Raw genomic sequence first — 23,791 nt, 5'->3', positions numbered from 1 at the left:
ATAGGAGAGAAGCCGAGCCCGGGCTGGATGCGCGTTAAACCCAAGCTCGCTCCAAGAGATTCGTATCATCAAATGTCGTGGAATGCGTAACCATTTGCGTCTTTTCGTTTCCGCTAGCGTTCACCGGACGACAGAGCCTTGAATTGCCAAGGCTCCCACCACGAAACTGACGTCATCAGCTCTACGGCGATCGGCCAAAAGATGACGTGGGGCGACGCATCCATGGCCGCGCGACCCCGTCGAAGGCCTCGAATGCGTCGATATCGCTGACATAACGCAGCGTCAGCTGGATATCGTCGAGCCCTTCAAGCAATGCTGTCCGACGCGAAGGCGACACGACAAACGGTATCGATAGCGAACACGACATCCTGATCTCACATCGCTCAAGATCGACCTTAATTTCACGCCCGGGGTCTTTCGCAAGCGCGCCTAGGATTTGCTCATAGTCGGCTTTGGGCAATGTGATCGGAAGAACGCCATTCTTGAAGCAGTTCTCGAAGAATATTTCCCCGAAGCTCTCGCGATAACGCAGCGAATACCAAATTGCTTCAGCGCCCAGACTGCTGCTTCTCGCGAGCTGCCGCAGCCAAAGTTATCGCCTGCCACGAGGATCGAGCTGCTCCGAAATGGCGGAATATTCAGCACAAAGTCGGCGCGTTCGGATCCGTCGTCCTGAAATCGGCTGTTGGCGAACAGGGCCTTACCCAAATTAGCGTTCGCAGAACGCATGAAGCGGGCAGGGATAATTGCATCTGTATCAATATTCGGGTCCGCCAGCACTGCGGCGACACCTTCCAACGTCACAAACTTTTCCATTTGCCGCCTCTATGCGTGCGCGAGCTTGCGAACGTCGGTGATGACACCCGTCACGGCGGCCGCCGCCACCGATGCCGGACTTGCAAGATGCGTGCGGCTATTTGGTCCTTGGCGATGCTCGAAGTTGCGATTAGAGGTCGCCATGCAGCGCTCACCTGGCGCGACTTGGTCGTCGTTGATCCCCAGACACATTGAACACCCGGCCTCTCTCCAGTCGAAGCCTGCATCGAGAAATACTTTGTTTAGACCGAGGGCCTCAGCCGCGCGCTTGACCGACGTCGATCCAGGCACAACCAGCGCCCGCACGCCTTTGGCGACCTTGCGCCCCTTGACGATGGCCGCTGCCGCCTGAAGGTCCGATAGGCGGCTGTTGGTGCAGGATCCAATGAAGGCGACGTTGATCGGAATGCCTTCAAGAGGCTGATTAGGTTTGAGGCCGATATAGTGCAGCGCCTGCTCCGCCATGGCGCGACGGACAGGATCGCCAATCAACACGGGATCTGGGATGTTTTCGTCGATACCTACGACATCGCCAGGTGTTGTCCCCCACGTCACCTGGGGGGCAATCTCGCTACAGTTAACCCTGATTTCCTTGTCGAAGAGAGCTTGCTCGTCTGTGTTAAGAGTGCGCCACTGATCTAATGCGGCCTGCCAATGCGCACCTTTGGGAGCATAGTCGCGGCCAGCGATATATTCATACGTGGTATCGTCCGGCCCGATCATGCCAGCACGTCCACCAAATTCAATGGACATGTTGCAGATCGTCATCCTGCCTTCCATGGACATCGCACGAATGACGGGTCCGCAATATTCGATGGCATATCCGCGCGCCGCCTGTGTTCCCTCTTTGCCGATCAAGTAAAGTATGAGGTCCTTGGCACAGACATCCTTTCCCAGACGTCCGGCGAACGTCACCCGTAGCGCCTTTGGCTTGCGCTGAAGTACGGTTTGGGTTGCTAGAACGTGCTCGACATCGCTTGTGCCAAAACCCCACGCATAGGCACCGAGCGCGCCATTTGTTGGTGTATGGCTGTCTGCGCAAACAACAGTCATCCCTGGCGTGATAAGCCCGAGCTCCGGCGCCACGACGTGTTCGATACCCTGCCTGGCATCAGCCAAGTCAAACAGCTCAATTCCGTGTTCGCTGCAGTTCCGTTCCATCAAGGTGATTAGCTCGCGCCCCTCGGGGTTCGAATCGACCGTGCGCCCAGGACGTGTCGAAACGATGTGATCCGTGACACCGAAAGTGAGATCAGGTCGACGCACAGATCGCGAGGCGCGCCGTAGCCCATCAAATGCTTGTCCGCTCGCCGATTCCTGGATGATGTGGCGATCGACATAGAGCAAGAAGACGCCGTCACCCATTTCCCGGATGACATGACTGTTCCAGATCTTTTCAAAGATAGACCGCGGTTGGATCATGTTACACCATGGCCGAGTTGCTCCCACGCTAAGAGCGGGTAGGCTTCACGCCAATTGCGTGATCGGCGACACCGGTCTTGATGCAGGAGGAGCTCGTCGACTAGTAAGAAATTGCAATTTCGAGCGGATGAGGGCTTATGGTCCGGTCGCCCACTTTTTGATATTTAGTCCTTACCCCTTCAGGCCCGATGCACCGGTAACACGGGACGGCTCTCGACTGAGCAGTCGAAACTTCTCAACCCAAGACTTGGCCTGGAACGCCAATGCGCGAGCGTCAGTGGAAAGCGTGACGAATCGAAAGCCACGCGTGACCATGCGCCACGCTTGTTCGGGACCAGGTGCGAAAATGCCTGCAATCAGACCCTTCTTAATGCACCCCTTCAAAACGCGATCGATGGCAGCGTCCACCTCGGTATCAAACTCCTCCAGCTGCGGCTTCCTGTTCAGGGACAGCGAGAGATCGCCTGGTCCGATATAGACACCATCCAGACCTGGCACATCAAGAATACTCTCGATGTTGGCGACGGCTTCAGCGGTTTCAATCATAGCGATGACGCTGAGCTCCCGGTTCGCATGCGCAGCATAGTCCTCGCCATAGGCCGTCGCCGCACGGACGGGGCCTAAGCTGCGCTGGCCCATCGGTGGATATTTGCAATATTGGACGAGGCGCTCAGCGTCCGCTGCCGTGTTGACCATAGGGCATGTCACACCAAGAGCACCTGCATCAAGCGCTTTCATGATGATTGCCGGGTCGAGCCAGGGGATGCGTACCAACGGGAGCACGTCCACGGCCGTAATGGCTTGTAGCATCGCGACGGCGGCATCGTACCCGATGAGACCATGCTGCAGGTCAAGCGTGATTACGTCGAAGCCTTGTCGAGCATAAAGTTCTGCCGAAAACGCATCGGGGATCGCGCAATAGCCGTTCAGTAAATGGCCATTTTCGGCCATGCGGCGATTTAGTCCTCGAAAGGGGGCCATAAGGAAGCTTTCTTTGCTGTGAATATGACGACTGGCCTCGATATCCTGTTGACGGCTGCTGGCATCGGAATGTCGTCGACGCCGCGCGCAACAAGTACACCACTGACCGCGTGATCACTTGACTGCTCCGATTGCGCCGGCAACCGCGCCTTGTTGTGCGCCGGAGCGGATTAGACCCTCAAGAACTCTAGACAAGCTTTTGCAAAAGGTCTGTCGCCAGTGGCGAACTTCTCATGCGCTCGATTTGCCAGCTAGCTGGTGGCTACCGCAACATAGCGCTTTGGCGTCACGCCGTGGACACGCTTGAAGTGCTTCGTGAAGTGACTTTGGTCAACGAAACCGACCTCGTAAGCTACTTGTGCCGCTGGCTCTCCCTGAAGAAGAAGATCAGCGCCGCGCGCGACGCGCCGTTTTATCAGATAGGCATGGGGCGTTACTCCCAAATCTCTTCGGAATGCCCTAATCAGTTGAAAGATACTTGCGCCCGTCTGACGCTCAAGATCGCGAAGCGTAATCCTGATCTCAGGGCTCTTCTTAATAAACGCGAGCGCAACTTCTGTAATGCTTCCGTCAGGGTCGCCGGGCGGAGCAGAGAATGCGTCTGCCGATACGACTGCCGTTTCCATCCCACAAGTCATGTCCAACTCTTGCTGCAGTGGACGAGTTTCATCGCGGGGCTGAGGATGAAGGCGATCAGCATGCCGCGCAAAGCAAGTTAACTGATGACTTGCATGAGTTTTTGCGATATAAGCGAAAACCTAGGGAGAATAATGGGTTATGGGCCAATACTTGCCCATGAATGCGCTACGAGCCTTCGATGCTGCGGCGCGTCATGGCAATTTCAGTCGAGCGGCGGAAGAGCTTTGCATTACCCAAGGGGCCGTCAGCAGGCATATCGCGGTACTTGAGACCCACCTCGGAATAAAGTTATTTGTTCGTAAGCATCGTCGCATCGAACTGACGGAAGAGGCTCGACGATATCATAAGCGGCTTCAGGTTGCGTTTGACGAGATAAGGTCCGCGACGTCCGAGATCTGCGCGTCGTCAAAACACAATGTCCTAAAGCTTAGGTGTTTACCCACCTTTGCCATGCGCTGGTTGATCCCTCGCCTCGCGAGGTTTCGCGAGCAATATCCGCAGGTGGAAATTCAGGTCTCAACCTCACAACAATCCCCTGCCAATTTTGAAGCGCAAGGCATCGATGCCTCGATCGAGTACGGATTGGGCCAGTGGCCTGGGCTCGAGGCCAAACATCTGTTCGACGAACTGCTCATCGTCGTATGCGGCCCCAAGCTTGCGAATGGAATGCCGGTCCCGCGCTATCCGCACGAACTCGATCATCACGTTCTTCTCCATTCCTTGCAGCGCCCGGATTTTTGGCGGCAATGGCTCCAGACTGCAGGCGCGCCGCAGGTCCCGGCCAACACGGGCCTACGATTTGAAAACTCGGGGCTCGCGTGCCAAGCAGCTATCGACGGCCTTGGTATTGCAATTGTGCATCTTCCCTTGATTGAAAGGGATCTCGAAACCGGCCGACTGATCGCACCGTTCAATCTCATTGTCCGCAACCAGATGGCATTCTATCTCGCTTATCCAACCGAAAAGAGCGATTTGCCGGCACTTGTCGCGTTCCGCGCAATGGCTGCTCGGTGAGGCGGCGGCAACCGTCAGATCCATCGATCTGAAATGGACGGGAAAGAAGCGACTCTCAGCCCCGGACATGGACCTTGTGACATCCGCGTAATATAGCGTGAGCAGCCCTTAACTGGTCTGCCCTCCGCGACCTGCGACTAACAGTCCCGGCGTCCCGCAAGATTATACAAGAATGCACTCCTCTAATGCCCTCTATCTGGGCCGAACGATGGGCGCAGTCGTCGCCTTGCTTGCGGCGCATGGCGGTGCACAAATAGGGGGACGGAAACAATGAAGCGCTTCAGCTTGCTGGCCTTCGCGGCGGTTCTTGCCTCACTGTCCATTTCTACAGATGCGCATTCTGCCGAGGTCAAGATCGGCATCATCGGCTCTTTTAGCGGCCCCTATGCCGAGTGGGGCGTCCAATTCAAACGAGCCGTTGACCTCTATGTCGAGAAGCACGGAGGAAAGCTTGGAGGCCACACCGTTGAGGTCCTCTATCGTGATTCTGGCGGCCCAAATCCCGCTCGAGCGAAACAACTCGCTCAAGAGCTGATCACCCGAGAGGGGGTACAATTTCTCGGCGGTATGGACTTCACGCCTAACGCGGTAGCCGTTGCCGATGTTGTGACGCAAGCGAAAATTCCCTTCGTCATTTTCAACGCAAATACCGCAGATACCACACGTAAATCGCCATATTTTTTAAGAGTGGGCTGCACCATCTGGCAATTGGCGTATGGCATCACGCGCTATGCTATTGATCAGGGCAAGAAGAAAGCTGTTGTCTTTGCCGTCGACTACGCCCCCGGTCACGACGCAATTGCAGCTTATGATGCCAATTACGGCAAGCTCGGCGGCAAGATCGTCGATGTCGTAAAGGTGCCTTTGGATACAACTGACTTCTCCAGCTACTTCCAGCGGCTGCAGGACGCGAACGCTGACGTTCTATTTACGTTCGTCCCGAACGGGCCCATCTCCGTTGCACTGTTCAAAGGGTATTTCGAGCGCGGCTTGGCACAACGGGGCTTGCAGTACTTTGGCCTCGGTGAAACCGAGGAGGCACCCCTCGCGGCATTGGGACAAACCGGCGAACTGGCCATCGGTGTATATTCCTCTCTCTTTTATGGTCCTCATTCGCCAGAAAGCACCGCGAATAAGGAGTTCGTCAATGCGCTGGAAGCAAAATACGGGAAGGGCGCCATACCTAATATCGGGACCGTTGAGGCGTGGGACGGCATACACCTGATCGCCCATATGACCGAAGCAACCGACGGGAAACTTGATGGTGAAAAAGCCTTGGCGGCCGCCAAAGGGTACTCCTGGGAGAGCCCGCGCGGATCGATCCGGTCGAACGGGACCTGATCCAAAACGTCTATATCCGAAAGGTCGAGAAGATCGACGGCGTCCTCGTAAATAAACAGGTCGCCGTAATTCCGAATCTCAAAGATCCCTGGAAGGAGGCCAATCCTGCCTCGCGCTGACGACGTTTAGGCGCGCGAAAATAGGGGAGTAGAATCAGGCCGCATGACTCCAGGCCAATGCGGCGGGACGTAATGGCCATTGGCAGCATGCTTGTGATGCAGGCGGTGTTTGAGGGATCAAGTGAATAGCTACTGGACGACGGGTATATCGCTTTTGATCGACGGCCTGTCCTTCGGGATGATCCTCTTTCTGATCTCCTCTGGCCTGACGATCACGCTCGGCGTGATGCGTCTTCTAAACATTGCACATTGTGGTTTCGCCATGATCGGCGGTTACACTGCACTCTCGCTCGTCAATCATTTTGGCCTGGGTTTGCTCGCCGCGCTTCCGATTGCTGTTGCAATCACGGCGATACTCGGGGCCATTCTTGAACGGACCGTATATCGATGGATCTATGAGACGAGTGCTCTCGGTCAAATCCTGATGACAATTGGCCTCACATTCATAATGATCGCCTCGATCAACGCCGGTTATGGCTCGCTGACGCATACATTACCAACGCCTGAATTCCTGGCGGGAGCATGGCATTTTGAAGAGATATCGATTTCTGCTTACCGTAGCTTTCTTTCAATCGTCAGCCTGACAATCGCAGGCCTGATTTGGTACGTCATCGAACAGACCGATTTTGGCGCCCGCTTGCGCGCCTCCGTCGATAATCCGCGCATGGCTCGCTGTGTCGGGATCAATGTGCGGCGGGTGTTCGCTCAGACCTTCGTTGCTGGGTGCGCGTTAGCGGCCATAGCCGGCGTACTTGGAACGCAGATGCTGCCGCTGCAGCCATACTATGCCACGAACTATATGGTCATGGTTTTGATCGTCGTTGCGGTTGGCGGCTTTGGCAGTCTCAAAGGATCGCTTATCGCCGCGCTCGGCTATAGCATCTTCGATACCTATTTTCGCTATCTCTTTCCGGCGGCCGGCGCTTTCGGCATCTACATTCTTCTGGCCCTCATTCTGTCCATTCGACCTTTTGGGCTTTATGGCCGTGCTTAAGGTAACTCCCTCAAAGGACACACCTAAACGGGACATCGCCGCGTCCTTTGGATCCCACCGCTTGGGACTTAGCGATGCGCTGGTGTGGGCGCTTGCAATTTTCGCTTATTTCTTCTTGGGCGCCTATCACCAGCTCGGCACCCAAGTCATCATCATGATCATCTTGGCTCTGTCGCTCGATCTCGCCATCGGTTACTCTGGAATCGAAAGTTTAGGTCATGCCGTCTTTTTTGGTATCGGAGCCTACGCCGCCGCCCTTTTTGCGCTCAATGTTTTATCTGAACCCTTGACCGGCCTTGTGGTAGGAGGGCTAGCTGCCGGCGCGTTCGGCTTCGTCACGGGTTTGCTGGTTCTTCGTGTTCGCGGCTTGACTCAAGTCATCCTCACGATCGCCATTGGTGCCGTCGTCCTCCAAGTTGCGACAACCTGGAAATCAGTAACGGGCGGAGATGATGGCCTTGCGGGGTATCAGGTCGCACCCATCTTGGGACGTTACTCGTTCGACCTCTATGGCCATACTGCCTATCTCTATTCGCTTTGCGTGCTGGCCTTCGTGTTTGCCCTTGCCCGGATCTTGGTAAACTCGCCATTTGGATATGTTCTGCGTGGGATACGCGACAACGACCAACGCATGCGCATGCTAGGCGTACCGGTCGCCGCACGGTTGCTTCTCATCTATTCGATTTCGGCAGCAATAGCGGGTGTGGCCGGTGCAATTTCCGCACAAGTCACCGGGCTTGTCGCAACCGACTCACTCTCATTCCTGCTATCCGGAAACGTCCTCATCATGTTGCTAATCGGCGGGATGGGGCGCCTGACCGGCGCATTCATTGGGGGCATTATTTTCGTCATTTTTTCTGATCGGGCCGCGGCGATAGACCCCTTCAATTGGTTGTTTATGCTGGGTGGACTCCTCATTCTCGCCGTCAGGTTTACACCTCAAGGCGTTGGTCCCTGGATTGATCGTATGGGTGGCTATCTCCTCGATCGCAGGCGGAAACCATGAATGATACGGTCCTCGAAATCGTCGGTCTGCACAAAAGCTTCGGTGCTCTCGCCGTCACGCGTAATATCAACTTCCGCCTTGAGATTGGTGCAAGACACGCTCTGATTGGTCCGAATGGCGCAGGAAAGACCACCCTTGTAAATCTCATCACGGGAGCGTTGGCTCCATCCTCTGGGTCGATCCGACTTGAAGGACGTGACATCACACGGTATTCGCCGCAACGCCGAGTCTCTCTGGGGCTCGCGCGAACGTTTCAAATAAACTCGCTATTCCCGTCCATGACGGTGGTCGAAAATATTGCCCTCGCGGTCGTTGCAAATATGCATATCGACGCAAAACTGTGGGGCGCGCTCAATAGGCGCAAGCAGGTTCTGATCGAACTCGAGCGGCTCCTAGACGTTTTTAACCTCAGTGGTTCGGCATGCCAATTGATTTCCAATCTCGCATATGGTCAACGGCGGCTCGTTGAGCTCGCGCTGGCGCTGGCTCTCAAGCCAAAGGTGCTCATTCTCGACGAACCTGCTGCTGGCTTGCCGAAAGAAGACAGCGGAAAACTTTCGGAATTGCTGCGGCGGTTGCCCGCCGACCTCGCAGTCATCGTCATCGAGCACGACATGCAGATCGTTTTTGGTTTCGCTGACCGTATCACGGTGTTGGCAGAGGGAAGCGTGCTGACGCAGGGAACCCCGTCCGAGATTCGAGCAGATGCTAAGGTACGAGAGGTTTACCTCGGACAGGCGCGCAATGACTGATTTGCTGAGACTGGAAGCTGTCACCGCAGGATATGGCTATGGCGCCGCGGCTATTGAAAACGTGGCTCTTTCGCTCCCGAGAGGGTCGTCATTGGCCGTGTTGGGACGCAATGGTGTCGGCAAGACGTCCCTGCTTGCGACCATTATGGGCCTAACGCAAATGGCCTCCGGCAAGATCACATTTGACGGCGGCGAGATCGGAGGCATCGATACCTACGAGCGGGCTCGCCTGGGCCTCGGTTACGTGCCTCAGGAACGAGAGATCTTTCCTTCCCTGACGGTAGAGGAAAACCTTTCCGTTGCAAGGGTTGATCGGGGAAAGTGGAACATTGAATCCGTGTTTGAGCTATTCCCCCGGCTTGCTGAGCGACGGCAGAACTTCGGAAATCATTTGTCGGGTGGAGAGCAGCAGATGCTGGCTGTCGGCCGAGCGCTCGTCAGCAATCCCGCTTTGCTTATTCTCGACGAGCCGTTCGAAGGATTGGCTCCGGTCATTGTTGACCAGCTTGTGGAAGCGCTCAAACGCATCAGAAAAGAAAGCGATATGACGTTTATCCTCGTAGAACACCATGTTGATCTAGCGCTGTCACTAACGGTCCAGGCCCTAATTCTGGATCGAGGCCAAGTGGTTTGGAACGGCAAAAGCAACGATCTGGCGGGCAATAAGTCCGTTCTATCGAGCCTCGTTGGCATCAGCTAGGGAGGTAGACGACCTCCGATTACATACCTACCGGCAACGATACCAGTGCCGAGGTTACGGTACGGGACAATTGCCTCCATCGACATTAATGGCTGTTCCCGTTACGAACGAGGCTAGGTCCGAGGCTAGAAAGCAGGCCACATTCGCAACCTCGGTCACAGTTCCAAGCCGACCGAGACGCACGCTCTTTCCTTTCTGCAAAACGAAGTCTTCGTAGCTCGCTTGCGGTGCGGTGGACCGGTGCATTCGTTTCCACTGGTCGGTTTCGATCGATCCAAGGCAGATGGCGTTGATAAGGACGTTATCCGGCGCGCATTCGTTAGCCAGCAGCTTCGTCATGGATAGGCCGGCCGCCCGGCTCAGCGCCGACGGAGCGGCGCCGGTACCGGCCTTTGCCGCAATGCTGAGAATATTGACAACTCGTCCCCAGCGTCTTGCTCGCATTCCAGAGAGGCAACGCTGAGTTAAGTAAAGTGCCCCTCCGACTTTCAGCATGAAATCGGACTGGAGTGCGTCCCACTCAACTCCCGATATTGGCTCGTGGGCAGCGTTGCCTGCGTTGTTAACGAGGACGTCAACATGACTGAAGTCGGGGGAGAGCCTCGACCAGGCCTGGTCAATCTGCAATTTGTTTCCGAGATCACATGAGATTCCAATCACGCGCTGACCGGTTGTGCTACTTATCTGGTCGGCGGTATCACTCACTTGTTGTTTATCTCGGGCGAGAATTGCAACAGAAGCGCCGGCCTCGGCGAACGCCAGAGCTATCGCTCGGCCAATGCCTCGGCTTCCGCCCGTTACGATTGCGGTTCGGCTTTTCAGCGAAATCTGCACTAAACTATCCTTGCTTGCTCTAGCACCGAGATTTCCATCGCAGCAGTCCGAAAATGCGGAACCGCGGACGAGTTACGTGGCGGGCGCAGAGGCCTGGGACCGGGCAACTTTGTCGAGCGCCTGCCAGTCTCGAAGTCCGACCGCCTCAGCAAAGGCCGCGCGAGCCGCCGGAAAATCGGCCAGTGCCGGGAGAGGGGACCCGTCGGCCGTGGACAACAACAACCCTGCGAGCGCGCTCGCCATCGCTTCTGTGGTCCGCAGCATCAAATAACTCGGATAAGCGATAAGATCGTAGCCCATCACAAAGAGATCTTGTGCCCGCGGCAGTTGCGCTTTCCCATCTTCAGTTAGGGCAAGCAGCTGGTGTTTCCCCCGGAAGGCACTCCCAACCGTCACGAGATCGTCATGTGCTTTCAATCCTGGAATAAATACACCATCCGCGCCCGCGGCTAAGCTGCGCTCCGCTCGCTTTAGGGCGCCATCTAGGCCAAGCGTTGTTAAGGAGTCCGTGCGGGCGATAATCAACATGTCGCCTGAACTGCGGGCATCAACAGCTGCCCGAAGCTTTGTTTCGAATTCTGCCATCGCGACAACAGCAGGAGCAGGATTATCGCCGGGTTGCTTGCTCGGGCGAGCCTGGTCCTCCAGGATCACGGCGCCAACACCAAGCGCCTCGTACGCGCGGATCATGCGAACAACGCTCTTGATGTCACCGTAGCCGTCATCGCCATCGGTGATGAAGGGTAGATCGGAGGCCGCCGCAATATCCTGAATACCGGCGACCATCTCGCCAAGCGCCGCAATGCCTAGGTCCGGCAACCCGTAACGGGCAGCAAGCATTGCCGACCCACCAATTGCAAACGCTTTGAACCCAGCCCGCCCTATCAGCCGGGCGGCAAAAGCATCTTGAGCAACCGGAAGGACGAGCGGTCGTCCGGCTTCCATGACCTTGCGCAGAGGAATACGAGCTTTCAAAAGACACCCAATGATGCGAGTACGGCAACGACGCGAGTCCGACAACCGTGAAAGCGGTTAGTGAAGGTCGCTCCAGTGCAGAAGACCATCGTTGGACTCAGCACGTTTCATAAAGCACGTGTACTATCAACCGACAGGCGCCGGCATCACTAGGAGAAAATTGCACGATGGGCTGCCCCGATAGCATTGCAATTTCTTGCTAGCGGATCAGCGCCTAAAACCCTGTACTCGCGCAAAATCCTGTGGCGACACGGCGGGCCTCAGGGCTAGTACTGCTCAAGCCAGAGGAGAACGTCGCACTCTTCTTTCATGGACGAGGTCGCATGACGAGTGGCCACCTTAGCTAGCCAAAGGGTGCGCCATGCCATAGTGCACTCAGCCAAGCGCGTGGTCTCTTGGTTCGCTGGGTCAGTGTCCGACGTGACGACATGGAGTAGATCTCGACAGGCGCCAAGGCCGGTCGAGCCTGGCCTTTTACTCAACCGAGCTCGCAAGGCACACATCTGGGCAGCTCAGACTAATGTTGCGTCCCGATGCGTGTGGCCGGTTCTGTCAACAATCCCATTCAATCGACCAGACACGGAGACTTCCACGATGACAGGACACACCAAACAGGAGCCTCGCCTGGCGGGAGGCGAAGATGCGTCCCTCCGGGGCAAGGTTGCGATCGTAACGGGCGCAAGCCGAGGCATCGGTGCTGCCATTGCGCTCGAGCTCGCGCAAGCAGGCGTCGATTCCGTTATCGTCGCCCGGGATGAGGCCATGCTCAACAGCGTTGCCGAACGCGCACGATCATTTGGAACAAGGGTAGAGGTCGTTGCTGGCGACCTGCGAAACGTGGAAACCGTTTCCTGGACGATCGACCGGGCCTTGGCCGCTTTTCAGAAGATTGATATTCTTGTCAACAACGCCGGTGCGACCACGCGGGGGCACTTCCTGGAGCTGCCCGATAGTGATTGGGAGGATGGTTTCGGCCTAAAATTCTTTGGTGCAATGCGCCTCTGTCGGGCGGCCTGGCCTACACTTGTTCAGACGAGTGGATCCGTCGTGAATATCGCCGGTGCAGGCGGCCGAACACCCGACATCTATTTCGCTATCGGTTCGCCAGTGAATGCCGCACTCAATAGTTTCAGCAAATTCCTCGCCGAGCTTGGCATTAGGGACGGCGTGAGGGTCAATTGTATCAATCCCGGCTTGGTGAGGACAGACAGATTGACAAAGCGCCTGACGCTGGAGAGCCGCGAACGACGCATCGACCCTGCCGAAATGGAATATCAGCTCAGCCGCGAGTTGCGCATTGCGCGAATCGGCGAGCCTGAGGATATCGCGGCGCTGGTTAGATTTGTCTTGTCAGATCGCGGTCGTCTCCTGCAAGGGGCTGCTATCGATGCGGATGCAGGTCTGACAAAAACGCTTTAGATTCGCCTAACCGCGCAACTCTGGTTCGTCGGCCCCACTCAGGGAGAATGCCGAGGTTCAGGTCGCGCGTATAACCAGGGCTGGCACGCTCGGCTCTTCTGCTGGAAGTCCTCAATGTCGGCGACGAATCTTAGCGTTTGACCAATCTCGTCGAGGCCCTCTAGCAGCGTTGCGCGACGGGCAGTTGGAATGTTAAAAGCGATTGTCCTGTCGTTCGGTAATTCGATGGTGCAGCTTTCGAGATCCACCGACATCGTCGGATCGTTCGTGGTCGCCAGGTGGTGATGGATCTCATCAACCTCTGCCTGCGGTAACGTGACGAGTAGCAGCCCGTTCTTGAACGAGTTTTCGTAAAAAATGTCGCCAAAGGTGGGTGCAATCACGCAGCGAATACCGAACCGTACCAGGGCCCAAACCGCGAACTCGCGGGAGCTGCCACAACCAAAATTGGCTCCCGCAACAATAACTTTGCTCTTGCGAAAGGGGGCGCGGTTCAAGATAAAGTCCGGCACCTCTTGGCCTTGCAGATCATACCGCCAGATCGCAAACAGGCCTTCCCCCGGATTGCTCTTCAAGCTGCGTTGCCAAGCGACCGAAATGATCGCGTCTGTATCGATGTTAGGGCGCGGGAAACTGGCCGCGACACCCTCGACACGTGTGTATTTCTCCATACGAATTCTCCGGCGGCCTAGGTTAAGTACCTTCTGACGTCCGTTACCGCCCCGGCAATCGCAGCGGCGGCCACCGAGGCGGGACTGGCTAGGTGGGTGCGACTCTTTTGGCCTTGGCGCCCCTCGAAATTGCGGTTCGACGTAGAGATGCAACGCTTACCGGGTCCTACAAAGTCATCATTGATGGCGACGCACATGGAACATCCGGCCTCCCGCCACTCAAACCCAGCTTCCAGGAAGACTTTGTCGAGCCCCAGAGATTCAGCGGCATGTTTAACCTGCGCTGAGCCGGGTACCACAAGCGCGCGTACATGCGAAGCGACCTTGCGCCCCCGCACGACTTCGGCGGCAGCCTCTATATCGGAAAGGCGGCTGTTGGTGCATGAACCGATAAACGCCACGTCGACGGTGAGCCCTTCGAGAGACTGACCGGCCTCAAGACCGAGATAAGTCAGCGAACGGTCCATTGCGGCGCGACGCGCAAGGTCGTTAACCGCCGCGGGATCAGGAATCGGATCGCTGACGCTGCCAACATCCTCGGGGGTCGTCCCCCAGGTGACCTGCGGGCCGATGCTCGTGCAATCAACATCGACCTCTCGATCGAAAACCGCTTCTGGGTCGGTCGGGAGCGAACGCCAGTAAGCCAATGACTGTTCCCACATTTCTCCCTTGGGCGAATAAGGCAGATCGTGGAGATATTCGAATGTGACGTCATCGGCAGCTATAAGTCCAGCTCTCGCACCGAACTCGATCGACATATTGCAGATGGTTTGGCGTTCTTCTATCGACAAAGACCGTATGACGCTGCCGGCATATTCCACAGCGTAGCCACGTCCCGCCGCAACGCCGATCTGACCAATCAATCTCAAAATGAGATCCTTGGCGTATACCCCTCGGTTGAGCTTGCCTTCGAAATTGATACGCATGCGTTTCGGCCGCCGCTGGACGATTGTCTGGGTCGCGAGCACATGCTCCACCTCGCTGGTGCCAATGCCCCAAGCCCAACAACCAAGTCCTCCACACGTTGCCGTATGGCTGTCGCCGCATACCAGTGTTGTGCCGGGCAAGACGATGCCGAGCTCAGGTGCGATTACATGGACAATGCCTTGCCGAGGATCGTCAACATCAATGAGTTCAATCTTATGAGCCTGACAATTTTCACGTAACAGCTGCACGAATTCCCGACCACCAGCGAACGTCTCTCCCGTACGACCTTTCGCCGTGGAAAGGATGTGATCGACAACAGCATAGGTCAGTTCGGGATTACGGGTCTTGCGGCCAGCACGCTTCAAGCCCTCGAAGGCGGCAGCCGATGTGCATTCATGAACCATGTGCCGGTCCACATGAAGAAGAAACACGCCATCTTCAATCTCCCGGATAACATGCGACAGCCAGATCTTGTCGAACAGAGTTTCGCTGTTTGCCATGGCGCTAATCGACTTGTCCCAAGGGGCTTGAATTCTCACGAGGTGAGCGAGCCGTACACGAGCTTTGGGAAGTTAAGAACCTCGGACATTGCCCAATAGGAGAAAATTGCAAACACCCCTTTTGCCCGGCTAGCAAATCGATGCTGTGCGTCAGATGCGCTTAAGTACTCGCGGTCCACGCAAAATAGAACGATCGGCCTGCATCAGGCCTGCGCTATCTACAAGAGCAACTTTCTGGAAACGCGGAGCGAGCCAACGGGTATTGCCTGCGCAAACAACTACGCCGGGCACAACGATTGCAAGAGGCGAAAGCTGCCTATTGACGTCCGTTCGGATGATCTTCTTGGCGAGCCAAACCGAAAGGTTCCAATATAGGCTGATCGCTTGTCCGGAACAGAATCGATTTCTCATACGCAATATATTCGCACCACGACCAAGCCGGCTCTGCGATCACATCGCGCTCTGACCATTCGTGCTTGACGCCATCGATAATGGTGGCACCGCTTCCCTTCGCAACAACACAAAGACTACTCGATGTGCGTCGTCGTGCCTTCGAGTGGAAGCCTTTACGGAATCCGTTCACGTGACAGGCGATTGTCGGCATGACATGCCCACCCGTGATAGGATTTACGTATTCGTAAACGACACCCTCGTACGGGTCATCATCGTCGCGGTCCAGTCCGGCTTGTATCATTGCTTCGGCGGCAGCCCATTTGTACACCAACTGGGGCGAGGCCGGCGGTTGCGCGCGCGTCCGACCTTGTAGCATTCCGAGCGCGCCAATATCTTCGTAAGAGCCCACAGTATTGGTATAGGGTTCTAAGGATTTGCTAGGATGCATCTCGAAACAATCGGCTCGCATGTATGAAACGAATGGGGTATCGAGCGCATCGAACCAAACCATTGGCTCCGTCCCGCCATTGTGCGCGTGACTATGCCAGCACCCTCCAGGCGTGAGCAAAAGATCAAGCTCGTGCATATCCGCGCGCGTGCCATCGACGACCGTGAACGCACCACTTCCCGACAAGATGAAGCGCAGCGCTGAATAGGTGTGCCGGTGCGCCGGTGCGACTTCGCCAGGTAGGATCATCTGCAACGCGCCATTGAGCGTAGGCGTTGCTGCTGCGGACCGTGGCATCCCGGGATTCTCAAACAGAAGAATTCGGCGCTCAGTGCCCGGCCCGGCCAATGATGTCTTAACAGCTTCCTCGAACTCAGCGTGCAAGTCGCGCCACCGCCATACATGGCCGCGCGCCTTGTAGCCCATCTCTTCGGCGACCCCGCTGGTATTCCAGATGGGAATGATACTCAGCCGCTTCATACGATCGGCCCGCTCGGCTGTGGGATCGGCATGTTTCGGATCTGGCTGAGCCGTGCTGTTCGACATTTTGGTTCCTCAACTTTAGTTCGAGCTTGCCGCCACGCTGCGGTTGATTAGACCTGCCGGCTAGCATGAAATTGCAGGACGAGGACTGCGCCTCCTCTAATTTTTGGCTATGCGCGGTGATCGGAGCATTTCGTCCGCCGACCAATCGCCGGCCTCGATCAGGAGCGTCATTTCGCCAATATCCTGTACGCCAACGACGACGCGGTCGCCCGGTACAATTTCGGATACTCCTTCGGGAGTGCCGCTCATGATGATGTCGCCGGGATGAAGTGTATAATAGGCGGACGCGAACGCGATCAGCTTGGGAACCGACCATATGAGGTGTCGCGTATTCGATCGCTGCTTCTCCTTGCCGTTTATGCTCAGATAAAGGTCAAGAACCCCGGGATCGGGAATCTCATCTCGCGTAACCAACCAGGGTCCCAAGACGGAATAGGTGTCGATTGATTTCCGCAGGCTCCGCTCTTCGGGACCACGGACAACCGCGTCGACAGCAACGGCGTACCCAGCGACATACTGCAAGGCGTCTGCCTGCGGGATGTTGCGACCCCGTCGACCTATAACAACACCCAACTCGGCTTCGGGGTCGTGCCTTCGCGTCGGATCGCCCAGTCTGATCAGCGATCCCGGGCCCACTAGCGAACTATTGGCCTTCAAAAAAAGACCGGCTCTGTCGATCGTCTGAACCTCCGATCGGCCCTGCCGCAATTCTTGATTGTTCGTCCCCTCGTCGAGATGGAGCTGATAGTTGACAGGGGCAGCGATGATCTTAGACGGATTAGCGACGGGGCTATCAAGCCGAACCGAGCTCACGGGAATGCGTCGAGCGCGCCCGGCCAGCTCCTGTGCCTTGGCGATGACGCGGTCCAAATGCTCGATCATGATGTCGTGCTGCGGAAACGGCCACTTGAGGCTGGGCAGCACGTCCAGCGCCTCGGTAACGACGAGAATTTCGCCATCTCGCACGATACCAAGCTGATTTCCATCGAAACGACAGAGCCGCATATTATTCTCTCCTATCCAGATAGAGCGGTTAGGGCAGCCAAGCCGCCGGCTTATGCCCTAACCCTATGGCGTCGCCCCGACGTAAGTGTTGGAGTGGGCGTGGCGCCGAATCGCGCGAAAGAACTCGTCCGTCTCCGGCAGAAACTCGAACAGCGCAAAACTATGAATGCTATCGTCGAACAAGTGCAGTTCGGCATCTCCGCCCGCCGATTTAGCAGCAGCGACCAATGCACGAGCGTCGTCAGCGAGGGCTTCTCCACGCGCCGCAAAGACGCGCATCGGTGGTAGCCCGGCAAGATTTCCGCGAAGCGGCGAAATGGCGGGATCATCGGGCTCTCGGTCTTGGATGAACGCACCAGCCAAAGTCAGTAGTCGCCGCCGGGTCATCCAGGGCTCGGTTCGTCTATTGCCGTCGATACTGGCCGCCGTCAGCGTGAGATCGGCAAAGGGCGACAGGAGATAAAGGGCGGCGGGCCGAGTGACATTCTCGTGACGGAGCTTTGCGGCGAGACTTAAAGCAAGACCACCGCCCGAGCATTCGCCACTGACTGCAACTGGGTCTGCGCGCCGCGAAAGCCACGCAAAGGCCGCTCGCACATCCTCCTGCATTTGCATTGGCGTATGTTCCGGGACAAGTCGGAACTCGGGTACCAACGCCCAGCCACCGATCGCGCGCGCTAGACCAGCTGCAAGCAAAACCGAGCTCTTAGCCGAACCAAACACATATCCTCCCCCATGAAGATGAAGAACGGCAGGACCACTTTTCCCGCCGGGGGGAATGACGCATAACGCAGGCACCCCGTCGCAGTCGACGGTTTCTACCGACACATCCTCTGGCAACGCACATAGACTCGACATGAACCGCTCGTAAGCAGCCCGTTCGCTCATCCAGTCTTCATCTTCGAACTTGAGAGCATTCGACCAAAGATCGAACGCGCGGGCGGCGGCCGGCCGCGACGGCCGCACCAATGGACTGGCGTTAAACAGGTCGAATGGCTTGTTTGATTCGGCGACTTCATCATAGCCATAGAGCCACGCAAACCGCTCATACCCAGCTTGGTCGAGCTTCAGCATGCCCCGCCCCATCCGTCCGTAAGCCGCCTGACGCTCGGGTGCCTTTTCATGAAATGCCGTAAGATCGCCGCGACTTTGGTGAAGCAACCGAGTGGTCCGCGGCTTCCGCCGCGCTTGAAACTCGGAAAAAGCGGCTTCCAAGTTGCTCCCGCTCCGGTGCAAACAAGCCGCCAACGCCACCGAATCTTCGAGCGCCATCGCCGCACCGGAGCCGGATGTCGGCAGCACCGGGTGGGCCGCGTCGCCAATCAGAACTATTCGCCCGCGATGCCATTCTGGCAGGGGATAACGATAATTGATCGCCGTGATGAAAGCTTCGGTTACAGCCTCAGTGATCTCTCGGACGTCTTTGCAGGCGTCCTTAAATGAGGCGCGCAAATCCGCGACATCCCCAGCTGTGGCCCAGTCCTCACGATGGATCTCATCGGCAGGTACGTAGAAGGCTGCATAAAACTGTTTGCCGCGACGAATCGGATAGCAAACCACGTGGCGACCCGCACCGCTCCACACATTGGTATCCAATGTTAGCGCTTTGCTGAGAAGCGTCGTTGGTAGAACGGTCCGCCAGGCGAGGAGGCCCGTAGATATCGACTCGCTTTCTCCAAAAATTGCGCTTCGCACCTTGGAACGCAGGCCATCGGCTCCGATTAGGAGATCGCCAAGAACAGCCTCACCCCTCTCGAGAATGACGGTAACACTTCGATCATCTTGCTTCACATCGACAACAGAGCAGTTGAGCCGGATCTCCGTTCCGTCCAAATGTCTTGCAAGAGCGTCGATCAAATCGCGGCGATGCGTCTTGTAAAGCGGGGCGCCATACAGCTTGGCTCCCGCTTCGCCCAGTTGGGTGCGATTGCGTACCTCACCGCTCACCATATCATAAAATGTAATCGTCTCGGGCGGCTCATCCGAGCGCTTTATCTCCGCCGCAATGCCCAGCGATTCAAGAACGCGCATAGCATGAGGTCCAAGGACAACACCTGCTCCAACCTCGCTTAACTCCGCCGCTCGCTCGATGACGGTCACGTCGATGCCGTTACGACGCAAAGCAACCGCCGTAGCCAGTCCGGCCACTCCGGCTCCGACAATCAGGGCACGCATAGCCATCCTCCCGTAGTTGGACATCTGTGACCGATATCCTTTATTCGCAGGTTAAGCTCACCAGTCGTCGAACCGACCAGAGCGCTGCGGGTTAAGGCGAGCTTTCCGGGCTACTCACTGCCCGGTCAATCATCGACCTACGTCGCGCTGCCGCCTTGTCATTTTGGTAAACGTGTTTCCTATTCTGTCGTTTGTCAAGCAGCGCCCAGTCCTGGCGGCAAACCCCAAGCCAAACTCTTTCCGTCGCACAAGTATGCGGCGCAGTATTGTCCTATTCCGCTAGTCGCACCGATTGTAAGTTCCGGCGATACCCTCAAGCCCTGCGGCATGCATACGCCCGCCGCTACACAACTTTTGCTGACCTATGAAACAGCTGATCTCTCCTGTTCGGTGCAGCTTTCCACTATGCGGGGCCGTTCAAAGCGCACCGCCGCCACATAGCAGTGCGACGTGCACCAATCGATGCGACCCTGCTGCGAGCGAGGTTAAACAATAATGGCTGGCCGTCTGGCTGGACGTCACATTTTGATCTCGGGCGGCGGAAGCGGAATCGGCCATGCCACCGCCATGCGATGCGCCGAGGAAGGAGCGGTGGTGACTGTTGTCGGACGGCGGCTCGATTGCTTGAAAGAGGTCGCCAGGTTGACGCGAGGACACGCTATTGCGGCGGATCTTACCGACGAGGCGCAAGCATTTGCCGCGGTGAACGACGCCGCGGCCCTTATGGGCTGTCTCGATGGTATCATCAATTGCGTCGGCAATGCCGAGGCCGCTGTTCTAGAAGATATCGACTTAGCTCGTTGGGACGCGAGTCTTCGCACCAACCTTACGTCTCACTACCTGGTCTGCAGAGCAGCATTGCCACATCTTCGAAAGACTCGAGCAGCAGCCATCGTCAACGTGTCGGCACTGGCAGGTATACGACCCGGTGTAAGCAGCGCGGCGTACGGAGCCGCAAAGGCCGGCGTCATCCAATTTACCAAGACACTTGCTGCCCAGTTGGCGCCCGATATACGAGTGAACTGCGTCTGCCCGGGGGCCGTCGATACTGAGATGATGGACCGATTTTTGGCCGGAAAGTCAGCCTCGCAACAAGACGCTTTTCTGGCGAGGTACGCGCTGAGGCGGCTGGCAATTCCCCTAGAAATAGCAAATCTCTTGCTGTTCCTGGTCAGTTCGGAGGCTCAGTACATCACAGGCAGCAACTATGTCTGCGACGGAGGTCGGGCCTATCAGTGATAGGGAGGTCCTACCGAACGGAACTTGTCACCTGTCCAGTCGACACTGGATCATGACGGCTAGGCTAAGGCTGGCACGCTTGGATAAGGCGACCAGCCTAATTTGCAGATGAGATCGGGCCTAGACAGGCCCGCGATGGCTCGGTGTCGACAGAGCAGGCATGGCGCGCTGCCAAGCCCGCTCAGCCCTTTTGAAAGATCTGACAGTGCGAACCGCGGGTCGGACCGCTTGAACTAGGTCGGCAGCCGCGAATTCGCGGGGACGATCCGCGGCGGCCCCAGAGCGCCACGCTGGGTGCGCGGCTTCTTCACGAAGTCTGCAAACTCGGCATCGACGCCGTATGGCCAGCTGCGCTTGAGAGGGTCCTCCACTAACGTCGTCAGCCGACCGAGCCCCGTTATTTCCTGAACGATGGTATCGCCATGCTGCATCGGACCTAAACCCTGACGGTTGCAGCCTGTCGCGATTATATCGCCTGGGAAGAACGTATTGAACATCGAGGCCTTGTGAATGAGCGCCGGGATTCGATGGGCCATGTCACTTGTGTGGTAGTCCTGCCGTAGCTCGCCGTTGGCCCAAAGCCGGACCTGCAGATCGTGAGGGTCCCGCACTTCATCCTTTGTCACGACCAAGGGACCAAGAGGCGCAAACGTATCCCAATTCTTTTGCGTGAAAAATGACATCTGACCGTTCGACAATATGCCGCGTGCGGACCCGTCTTGAACGATCGTGTATCCAAAAACATAATCCAACGCTTCGCTCTCCGAGACGTCCTTGCAGGTCTTGCCTATGACCACGCCTAGTTCCAATTCGTGATGGACGATGGTCACTTCGACCTTAGGAAGAATCATTGTGTCGCCATCGCCAATGATCGCAGATGGCGATTTGTGAAAGAACTCAAGATCGCTGATATTGCCTTCGATCCCCTCTTTATAGTTCGCTGCGGCGCACAGAATTTTAGATGGTCGCGGCAGCGGCGCTCTCAGCCGCACTTCGGAGACTGGGCGGCCCTTCGTGCGCGACACGTAATCCTCCAAGAGCGGCCGGTAGGTCGCCCAGTTAGTCATCAGACCTTCCATCAGGTATTGAGGCCCGCATTTCGCGAGCGCGGAAACCGGCTTTGTGATGTCGACAATTTCATTCTCTTTGATTGCCCCGGGTATGAACTCGTTGAACAAAGCTAGTTTCATCGAAGTACTCCTCGCATCCCGCTGAAAGCCGCCGCCTAAGGTGCATAAACCAAGGCGCATCCGACGCTGCACGTCGCGACCGACGCAATGTCACTAGGCGTCAAACCCACCAATCAAAATAGTATGGAATTTTGCAAGCGCTGGAACAGCGCAATTTTTTACTCGAATTGCACAGCGAAGCACCGAATACTCTGATGTAAAGCATGGCAGGTCGGGGCTTGCATGACGGTAAGGAGAGCGGCCTCGGAAAGGCGACCGGACCGTAGCTCGCGGCCAAGTCTCTGACGGGAGGGGAGTGAAGGAGCGAGCCCGCCACCTGCGCTCGGCTTCACCTCGTCTGCGGCCATTGGCTTCCATGACCGAATGTGGACGCTGCGGCGCGGCGTGTCGAGCGGCAAGCCAATGATTGGACTTCCACAACATTCGTCCAACTGCTGGCTCTTGCGAGACCAATGCTCCTAAGTTGGCGGCTCGGCTAGGCCGCCCAGGCGCCGCGAAGCTGCTTGCGCGGCGGCGCGGAGCTTCTTTTGAAGTGCAGGTTCGCTATTGATGGACGAACCATGGACTGACCCAAAAAACGTGAGGGCCATTGGCACACGGCCGCGATGATCGAAAATCGGCGCTGCTGTGGTTTCCAATCCTAGTCTGATGACTGTGGGAAATACGGGGTCGAGCAGACCATTGCGTTGCTGCGATGGAACCGATGCTGAGAGACCGAACTCGCGAACCGCCGCACACATGCGCGTCACGTCCTGGCGCCGAATCTGCTGTTCGGGGTTCTCGCGATTCCACACGGCAAGCTCTTGCTTCACCAGCGGGGCAATTTCCCCTCCCTCGCGATAGGCCATGAGCACGCGCCCGGTTGCCGACCATAAGAGCGGGAGCACGCGGCCTTCGTCGATCCGGAAATGATAGCCCAAGCGTCCGGATTGCCAACGCACCACCGTCGGACCAAATGAGCCCCAAACGGAGAGATGTCCGTCAAAGCCGGTCTCCTCACTGAAGGCGACGAGCGCATCCACGCCGATCCGAATGTGATCCAATTGACCGAGGGCAACCAATCCTAATTCGACAACGGCTTGCCCCAAAGCGTAATGGCCTGATCTGACGTCCTGCTCCATAAAGCCCGCCGCGAGCAGGCTTGACAAATACCTATGAGCCCGGCTCGGGCTGAGTCCGCTGACGGTGGCAACATCCTTAAGCGGAAGCGGCCGGCGCTCCTTCGCGATCGCCTGTAGCATTGATAGACCAACGAGCATGGCACGGATGCCGTTGCCGGCCTCTTCCCCGTCCTCCCGTTCACGCAGCGGCATTCCCTTTGACCGGAGCCTGCCGCCAGCTGGAAGGCCCTTAGCTTTTTTCGGATCCGAGCGGAGGTTCTTTTTTCGGGCCATGTCTTTGATAGCGGTGGCTGCGCCGTGGTTCGGATCAAGATCGTTATTCGGTTCCGTGCCGTGCTTCAAGCGGCGGTCGGTTGAGACTTGGGGAGCGAGTGGCTAAAAGCCCGAGAGAAACTAACCGGCCGCTGGGCTGTTTCAAGCGCCAGGCACAACTGGGCAGCCTATCAAGATTACTGCCGGCTGAATGGCCGTGTGAGAGCGCAAACTTTGGTAGCTCCTCTGCTGGAGTAGCCGATCTGGAAGCGCAAAAGAGCCGATGTCGCCCTGCGCGGTGGCAGGTTTTGC

General features: G+C 56.9%; 20 protein-coding genes and 1 pseudogene. 8 read left to right on the top strand and 13 right to left on the bottom strand.

What is annotated here, in order from left to right; translation table 11 throughout:
* Nucleotides 1–181: 181 nt before the first annotated feature.
* The 4 genes and pseudogenes from leuD (XH89_RS38995) to XH89_RS42245 all read right to left on the bottom strand — a co-directional run bounded on the left by leuD (XH89_RS38995) (nt 182) and on the right by XH89_RS42245 (nt 3,845).
* Nucleotides 182–816, bottom strand: a pseudogene (gene leuD, locus XH89_RS38995) (3-isopropylmalate dehydratase small subunit).
* 9 nt (nt 817–825) lie between these two features.
* Nucleotides 826–2,235 carry a 3-isopropylmalate dehydratase large subunit gene (leuC, locus tag XH89_RS38990; protein ID WP_164933598.1) on the bottom strand — a complete coding sequence of 470 codons (1,410 nt, stop codon included), beginning with the start codon at nt 2,233–2,235 and terminating at the stop codon, nt 826–828.
* A gap of 174 nt (nt 2,236–2,409) precedes the next feature.
* Complete coding sequence (locus tag XH89_RS38985; protein WP_206733115.1) at nt 2,410–3,189, bottom strand: HpcH/HpaI aldolase/citrate lyase family protein; 780 nt, start codon at nt 3,187–3,189, stop codon at nt 2,410–2,412.
* Between the two features lie 281 nt (nt 3,190–3,470).
* Entirely contained in the window at nt 3,471–3,845 is a 375-nt protein-coding gene (locus tag XH89_RS42245; RefSeq protein ID WP_164933582.1) for an AraC family transcriptional regulator, read from the bottom strand.
* A 151-nt stretch (nt 3,846–3,996) separates the two neighbouring features.
* Between XH89_RS42245 and gcvA the strand changes: the two genes are divergently transcribed.
* The 6 genes from gcvA to XH89_RS38950 all read left to right on the top strand — a co-directional run bounded on the left by gcvA (nt 3,997) and on the right by XH89_RS38950 (nt 9,784).
* Nucleotides 3,997–4,872 (top strand): transcriptional regulator GcvA, encoded by an 876-nt coding sequence (gene gcvA, locus XH89_RS38975; protein ID WP_128929980.1) that lies wholly within the window; start codon nt 3,997–3,999, stop codon nt 4,870–4,872.
* Nucleotides 4,873–5,142: 270 nt separating this feature from the next.
* A complete protein-coding gene (locus tag XH89_RS38970) occupies nt 5,143–6,213 on the top strand; it encodes an ABC transporter substrate-binding protein (RefSeq protein ID WP_128929981.1) in 1,071 nt (356 codons plus the stop codon).
* A gap of 240 nt (nt 6,214–6,453) precedes the next feature.
* Nucleotides 6,454–7,326: a branched-chain amino acid ABC transporter permease gene (locus XH89_RS38965; protein WP_128955133.1), complete on the top strand. Its 873-nt coding sequence runs from the start codon at nt 6,454–6,456 to the stop codon at nt 7,324–7,326.
* 61 nt (nt 7,327–7,387) lie between these two features.
* Nucleotides 7,388–8,332 (top strand): branched-chain amino acid ABC transporter permease, encoded by a 945-nt coding sequence (locus XH89_RS38960; protein WP_206733114.1) that lies wholly within the window; start codon nt 7,388–7,390, stop codon nt 8,330–8,332.
* A complete protein-coding gene (locus XH89_RS38955; protein WP_128929984.1) occupies nt 8,329–9,084 on the top strand; it encodes an ABC transporter ATP-binding protein in 756 nt (251 codons plus the stop codon). Before XH89_RS38960 ends, XH89_RS38955 begins: the two co-directional genes overlap by 4 nt.
* Complete coding sequence (locus XH89_RS38950) at nt 9,077–9,784, top strand: ABC transporter ATP-binding protein (protein WP_128929985.1); 708 nt, start codon at nt 9,077–9,079, stop codon at nt 9,782–9,784. Before XH89_RS38955 ends, XH89_RS38950 begins: the two co-directional genes overlap by 8 nt.
* Before the next feature lie 54 nt (nt 9,785–9,838).
* On the opposite strand, the gene XH89_RS38945 is transcribed toward XH89_RS38950, so the two are convergent.
* Together XH89_RS38945 and XH89_RS38940 are read right to left on the bottom strand one after the other, a co-directional pair.
* Complete coding sequence (locus XH89_RS38945) at nt 9,839–10,618, bottom strand: SDR family NAD(P)-dependent oxidoreductase (protein WP_128955134.1); 780 nt, start codon at nt 10,616–10,618, stop codon at nt 9,839–9,841.
* Between the two features lie 72 nt (nt 10,619–10,690).
* Complete coding sequence (locus tag XH89_RS38940) at nt 10,691–11,593, bottom strand: oxaloacetate decarboxylase (protein WP_128929987.1); 903 nt, start codon at nt 11,591–11,593, stop codon at nt 10,691–10,693.
* Nucleotides 11,594–12,187: 594 nt separating this feature from the next.
* Here XH89_RS38940 and XH89_RS38935 point away from each other — a divergent pair.
* A complete protein-coding gene (locus tag XH89_RS38935; RefSeq protein ID WP_128929988.1) occupies nt 12,188–13,012 on the top strand; it encodes an SDR family NAD(P)-dependent oxidoreductase in 825 nt (274 codons plus the stop codon).
* Nucleotides 13,013–13,050: 38 nt separating this feature from the next.
* Here the strand turns inward: XH89_RS38935 and leuD (XH89_RS38930) are convergent, their stop codons facing one another.
* The 5 genes from leuD (XH89_RS38930) to XH89_RS38910 all read right to left on the bottom strand — a co-directional run bounded on the left by leuD (XH89_RS38930) (nt 13,051) and on the right by XH89_RS38910 (nt 19,677).
* Nucleotides 13,051–13,683: a 3-isopropylmalate dehydratase small subunit gene (leuD, locus tag XH89_RS38930; protein WP_128929989.1), complete on the bottom strand. Its 633-nt coding sequence runs from the start codon at nt 13,681–13,683 to the stop codon at nt 13,051–13,053.
* A 17-nt stretch (nt 13,684–13,700) separates the two neighbouring features.
* Nucleotides 13,701–15,110: a 3-isopropylmalate dehydratase large subunit gene (gene leuC, locus XH89_RS38925; protein ID WP_128929990.1), complete on the bottom strand. Its 1,410-nt coding sequence runs from the start codon at nt 15,108–15,110 to the stop codon at nt 13,701–13,703.
* Nucleotides 15,111–15,426: 316 nt separating this feature from the next.
* Complete coding sequence (locus XH89_RS38920) at nt 15,427–16,497, bottom strand: cupin domain-containing protein (protein WP_128929991.1); 1,071 nt, start codon at nt 16,495–16,497, stop codon at nt 15,427–15,429.
* A 96-nt stretch (nt 16,498–16,593) separates the two neighbouring features.
* The gene (locus XH89_RS38915; protein WP_128929992.1) at nt 16,594–17,502 is read right to left on the bottom strand and encodes a fumarylacetoacetate hydrolase family protein; all 909 of its coding nucleotides are present in this window, start codon (nt 17,500–17,502) and stop codon (nt 16,594–16,596) included.
* A 63-nt stretch (nt 17,503–17,565) separates the two neighbouring features.
* The gene (locus XH89_RS38910; RefSeq protein WP_164933583.1) at nt 17,566–19,677 is read right to left on the bottom strand and encodes an alpha/beta hydrolase fold domain-containing protein; all 2,112 of its coding nucleotides are present in this window, start codon (nt 19,675–19,677) and stop codon (nt 17,566–17,568) included.
* A gap of 495 nt (nt 19,678–20,172) precedes the next feature.
* Between XH89_RS38910 and XH89_RS38905 the strand changes: the two genes are divergently transcribed.
* Entirely contained in the window at nt 20,173–20,916 is a 744-nt protein-coding gene (locus XH89_RS38905; RefSeq protein ID WP_128929994.1) for an SDR family NAD(P)-dependent oxidoreductase, read from the top strand.
* A 233-nt stretch (nt 20,917–21,149) separates the two neighbouring features.
* Here the strand turns inward: XH89_RS38905 and XH89_RS38900 are convergent, their stop codons facing one another.
* Both XH89_RS38900 and XH89_RS38895 read right to left on the bottom strand, forming a co-directional pair.
* Nucleotides 21,150–22,106 (bottom strand): fumarylacetoacetate hydrolase family protein, encoded by a 957-nt coding sequence (locus tag XH89_RS38900; protein ID WP_164933584.1) that lies wholly within the window; start codon nt 22,104–22,106, stop codon nt 21,150–21,152.
* A 458-nt stretch (nt 22,107–22,564) separates the two neighbouring features.
* A complete protein-coding gene (locus XH89_RS38895; RefSeq protein ID WP_128929996.1) occupies nt 22,565–23,569 on the bottom strand; it encodes an IclR family transcriptional regulator in 1,005 nt (334 codons plus the stop codon).
* Nucleotides 23,570–23,791: the final 222 nt, after the last annotated feature.

The organism is Bradyrhizobium sp. CCBAU 53340 (assembly GCF_015291645.1).
Classification (GTDB): Bacteria; Pseudomonadota; Alphaproteobacteria; order Rhizobiales; family Xanthobacteraceae; genus Bradyrhizobium.
This window is presented reverse-complemented; position numbering and strand designations above follow the sequence as displayed.

Coding starts and splice junctions, on each gene's coding strand:
- XH89_RS38985 (WP_206733115.1), bottom strand. CDS start 3,189: ATGGCCGAAAATGGCCATTTACTGAACGGCTATTGCGCGATCCCCGAT.
- XH89_RS42245 (WP_164933582.1), bottom strand. CDS start 3,845: ATGGAAACGGCAGTCGTATCGGCAGACGCATTCTCTGCTCCGCCCGGC.
- gcvA (WP_128929980.1), top strand. CDS start 3,997: ATGGGCCAATACTTGCCCATGAATGCGCTACGAGCCTTCGATGCTGCG.
- XH89_RS38970 (WP_128929981.1), top strand. CDS start 5,143: ATGAAGCGCTTCAGCTTGCTGGCCTTCGCGGCGGTTCTTGCCTCACTG.
- XH89_RS38955 (WP_128929984.1), top strand. CDS start 8,329: ATGAATGATACGGTCCTCGAAATCGTCGGTCTGCACAAAAGCTTCGGT.
- XH89_RS38950 (WP_128929985.1), top strand. CDS start 9,077: ATGACTGATTTGCTGAGACTGGAAGCTGTCACCGCAGGATATGGCTAT.
- XH89_RS38935 (WP_128929988.1), top strand. CDS start 12,188: ATGACAGGACACACCAAACAGGAGCCTCGCCTGGCGGGAGGCGAAGAT.
- leuD (WP_128929989.1), bottom strand. CDS start 13,683: ATGGAGAAATACACACGTGTCGAGGGTGTCGCGGCCAGTTTCCCGCGC.
- leuC (WP_128929990.1), bottom strand. CDS start 15,110: ATGGCAAACAGCGAAACTCTGTTCGACAAGATCTGGCTGTCGCATGTT.
- XH89_RS38920 (WP_128929991.1), bottom strand. CDS start 16,497: ATGTCGAACAGCACGGCTCAGCCAGATCCGAAACATGCCGATCCCACA.
- XH89_RS38915 (WP_128929992.1), bottom strand. CDS start 17,502: ATGCGGCTCTGTCGTTTCGATGGAAATCAGCTTGGTATCGTGCGAGAT.
- XH89_RS38910 (WP_164933583.1), bottom strand. CDS start 19,677: ATGCGTGCCCTGATTGTCGGAGCCGGAGTGGCCGGACTGGCTACGGCG.
- XH89_RS38905 (WP_128929994.1), top strand. CDS start 20,173: ATGGCTGGCCGTCTGGCTGGACGTCACATTTTGATCTCGGGCGGCGGA.
- XH89_RS38900 (WP_164933584.1), bottom strand. CDS start 22,106: ATGAAACTAGCTTTGTTCAACGAGTTCATACCCGGGGCAATCAAAGAG.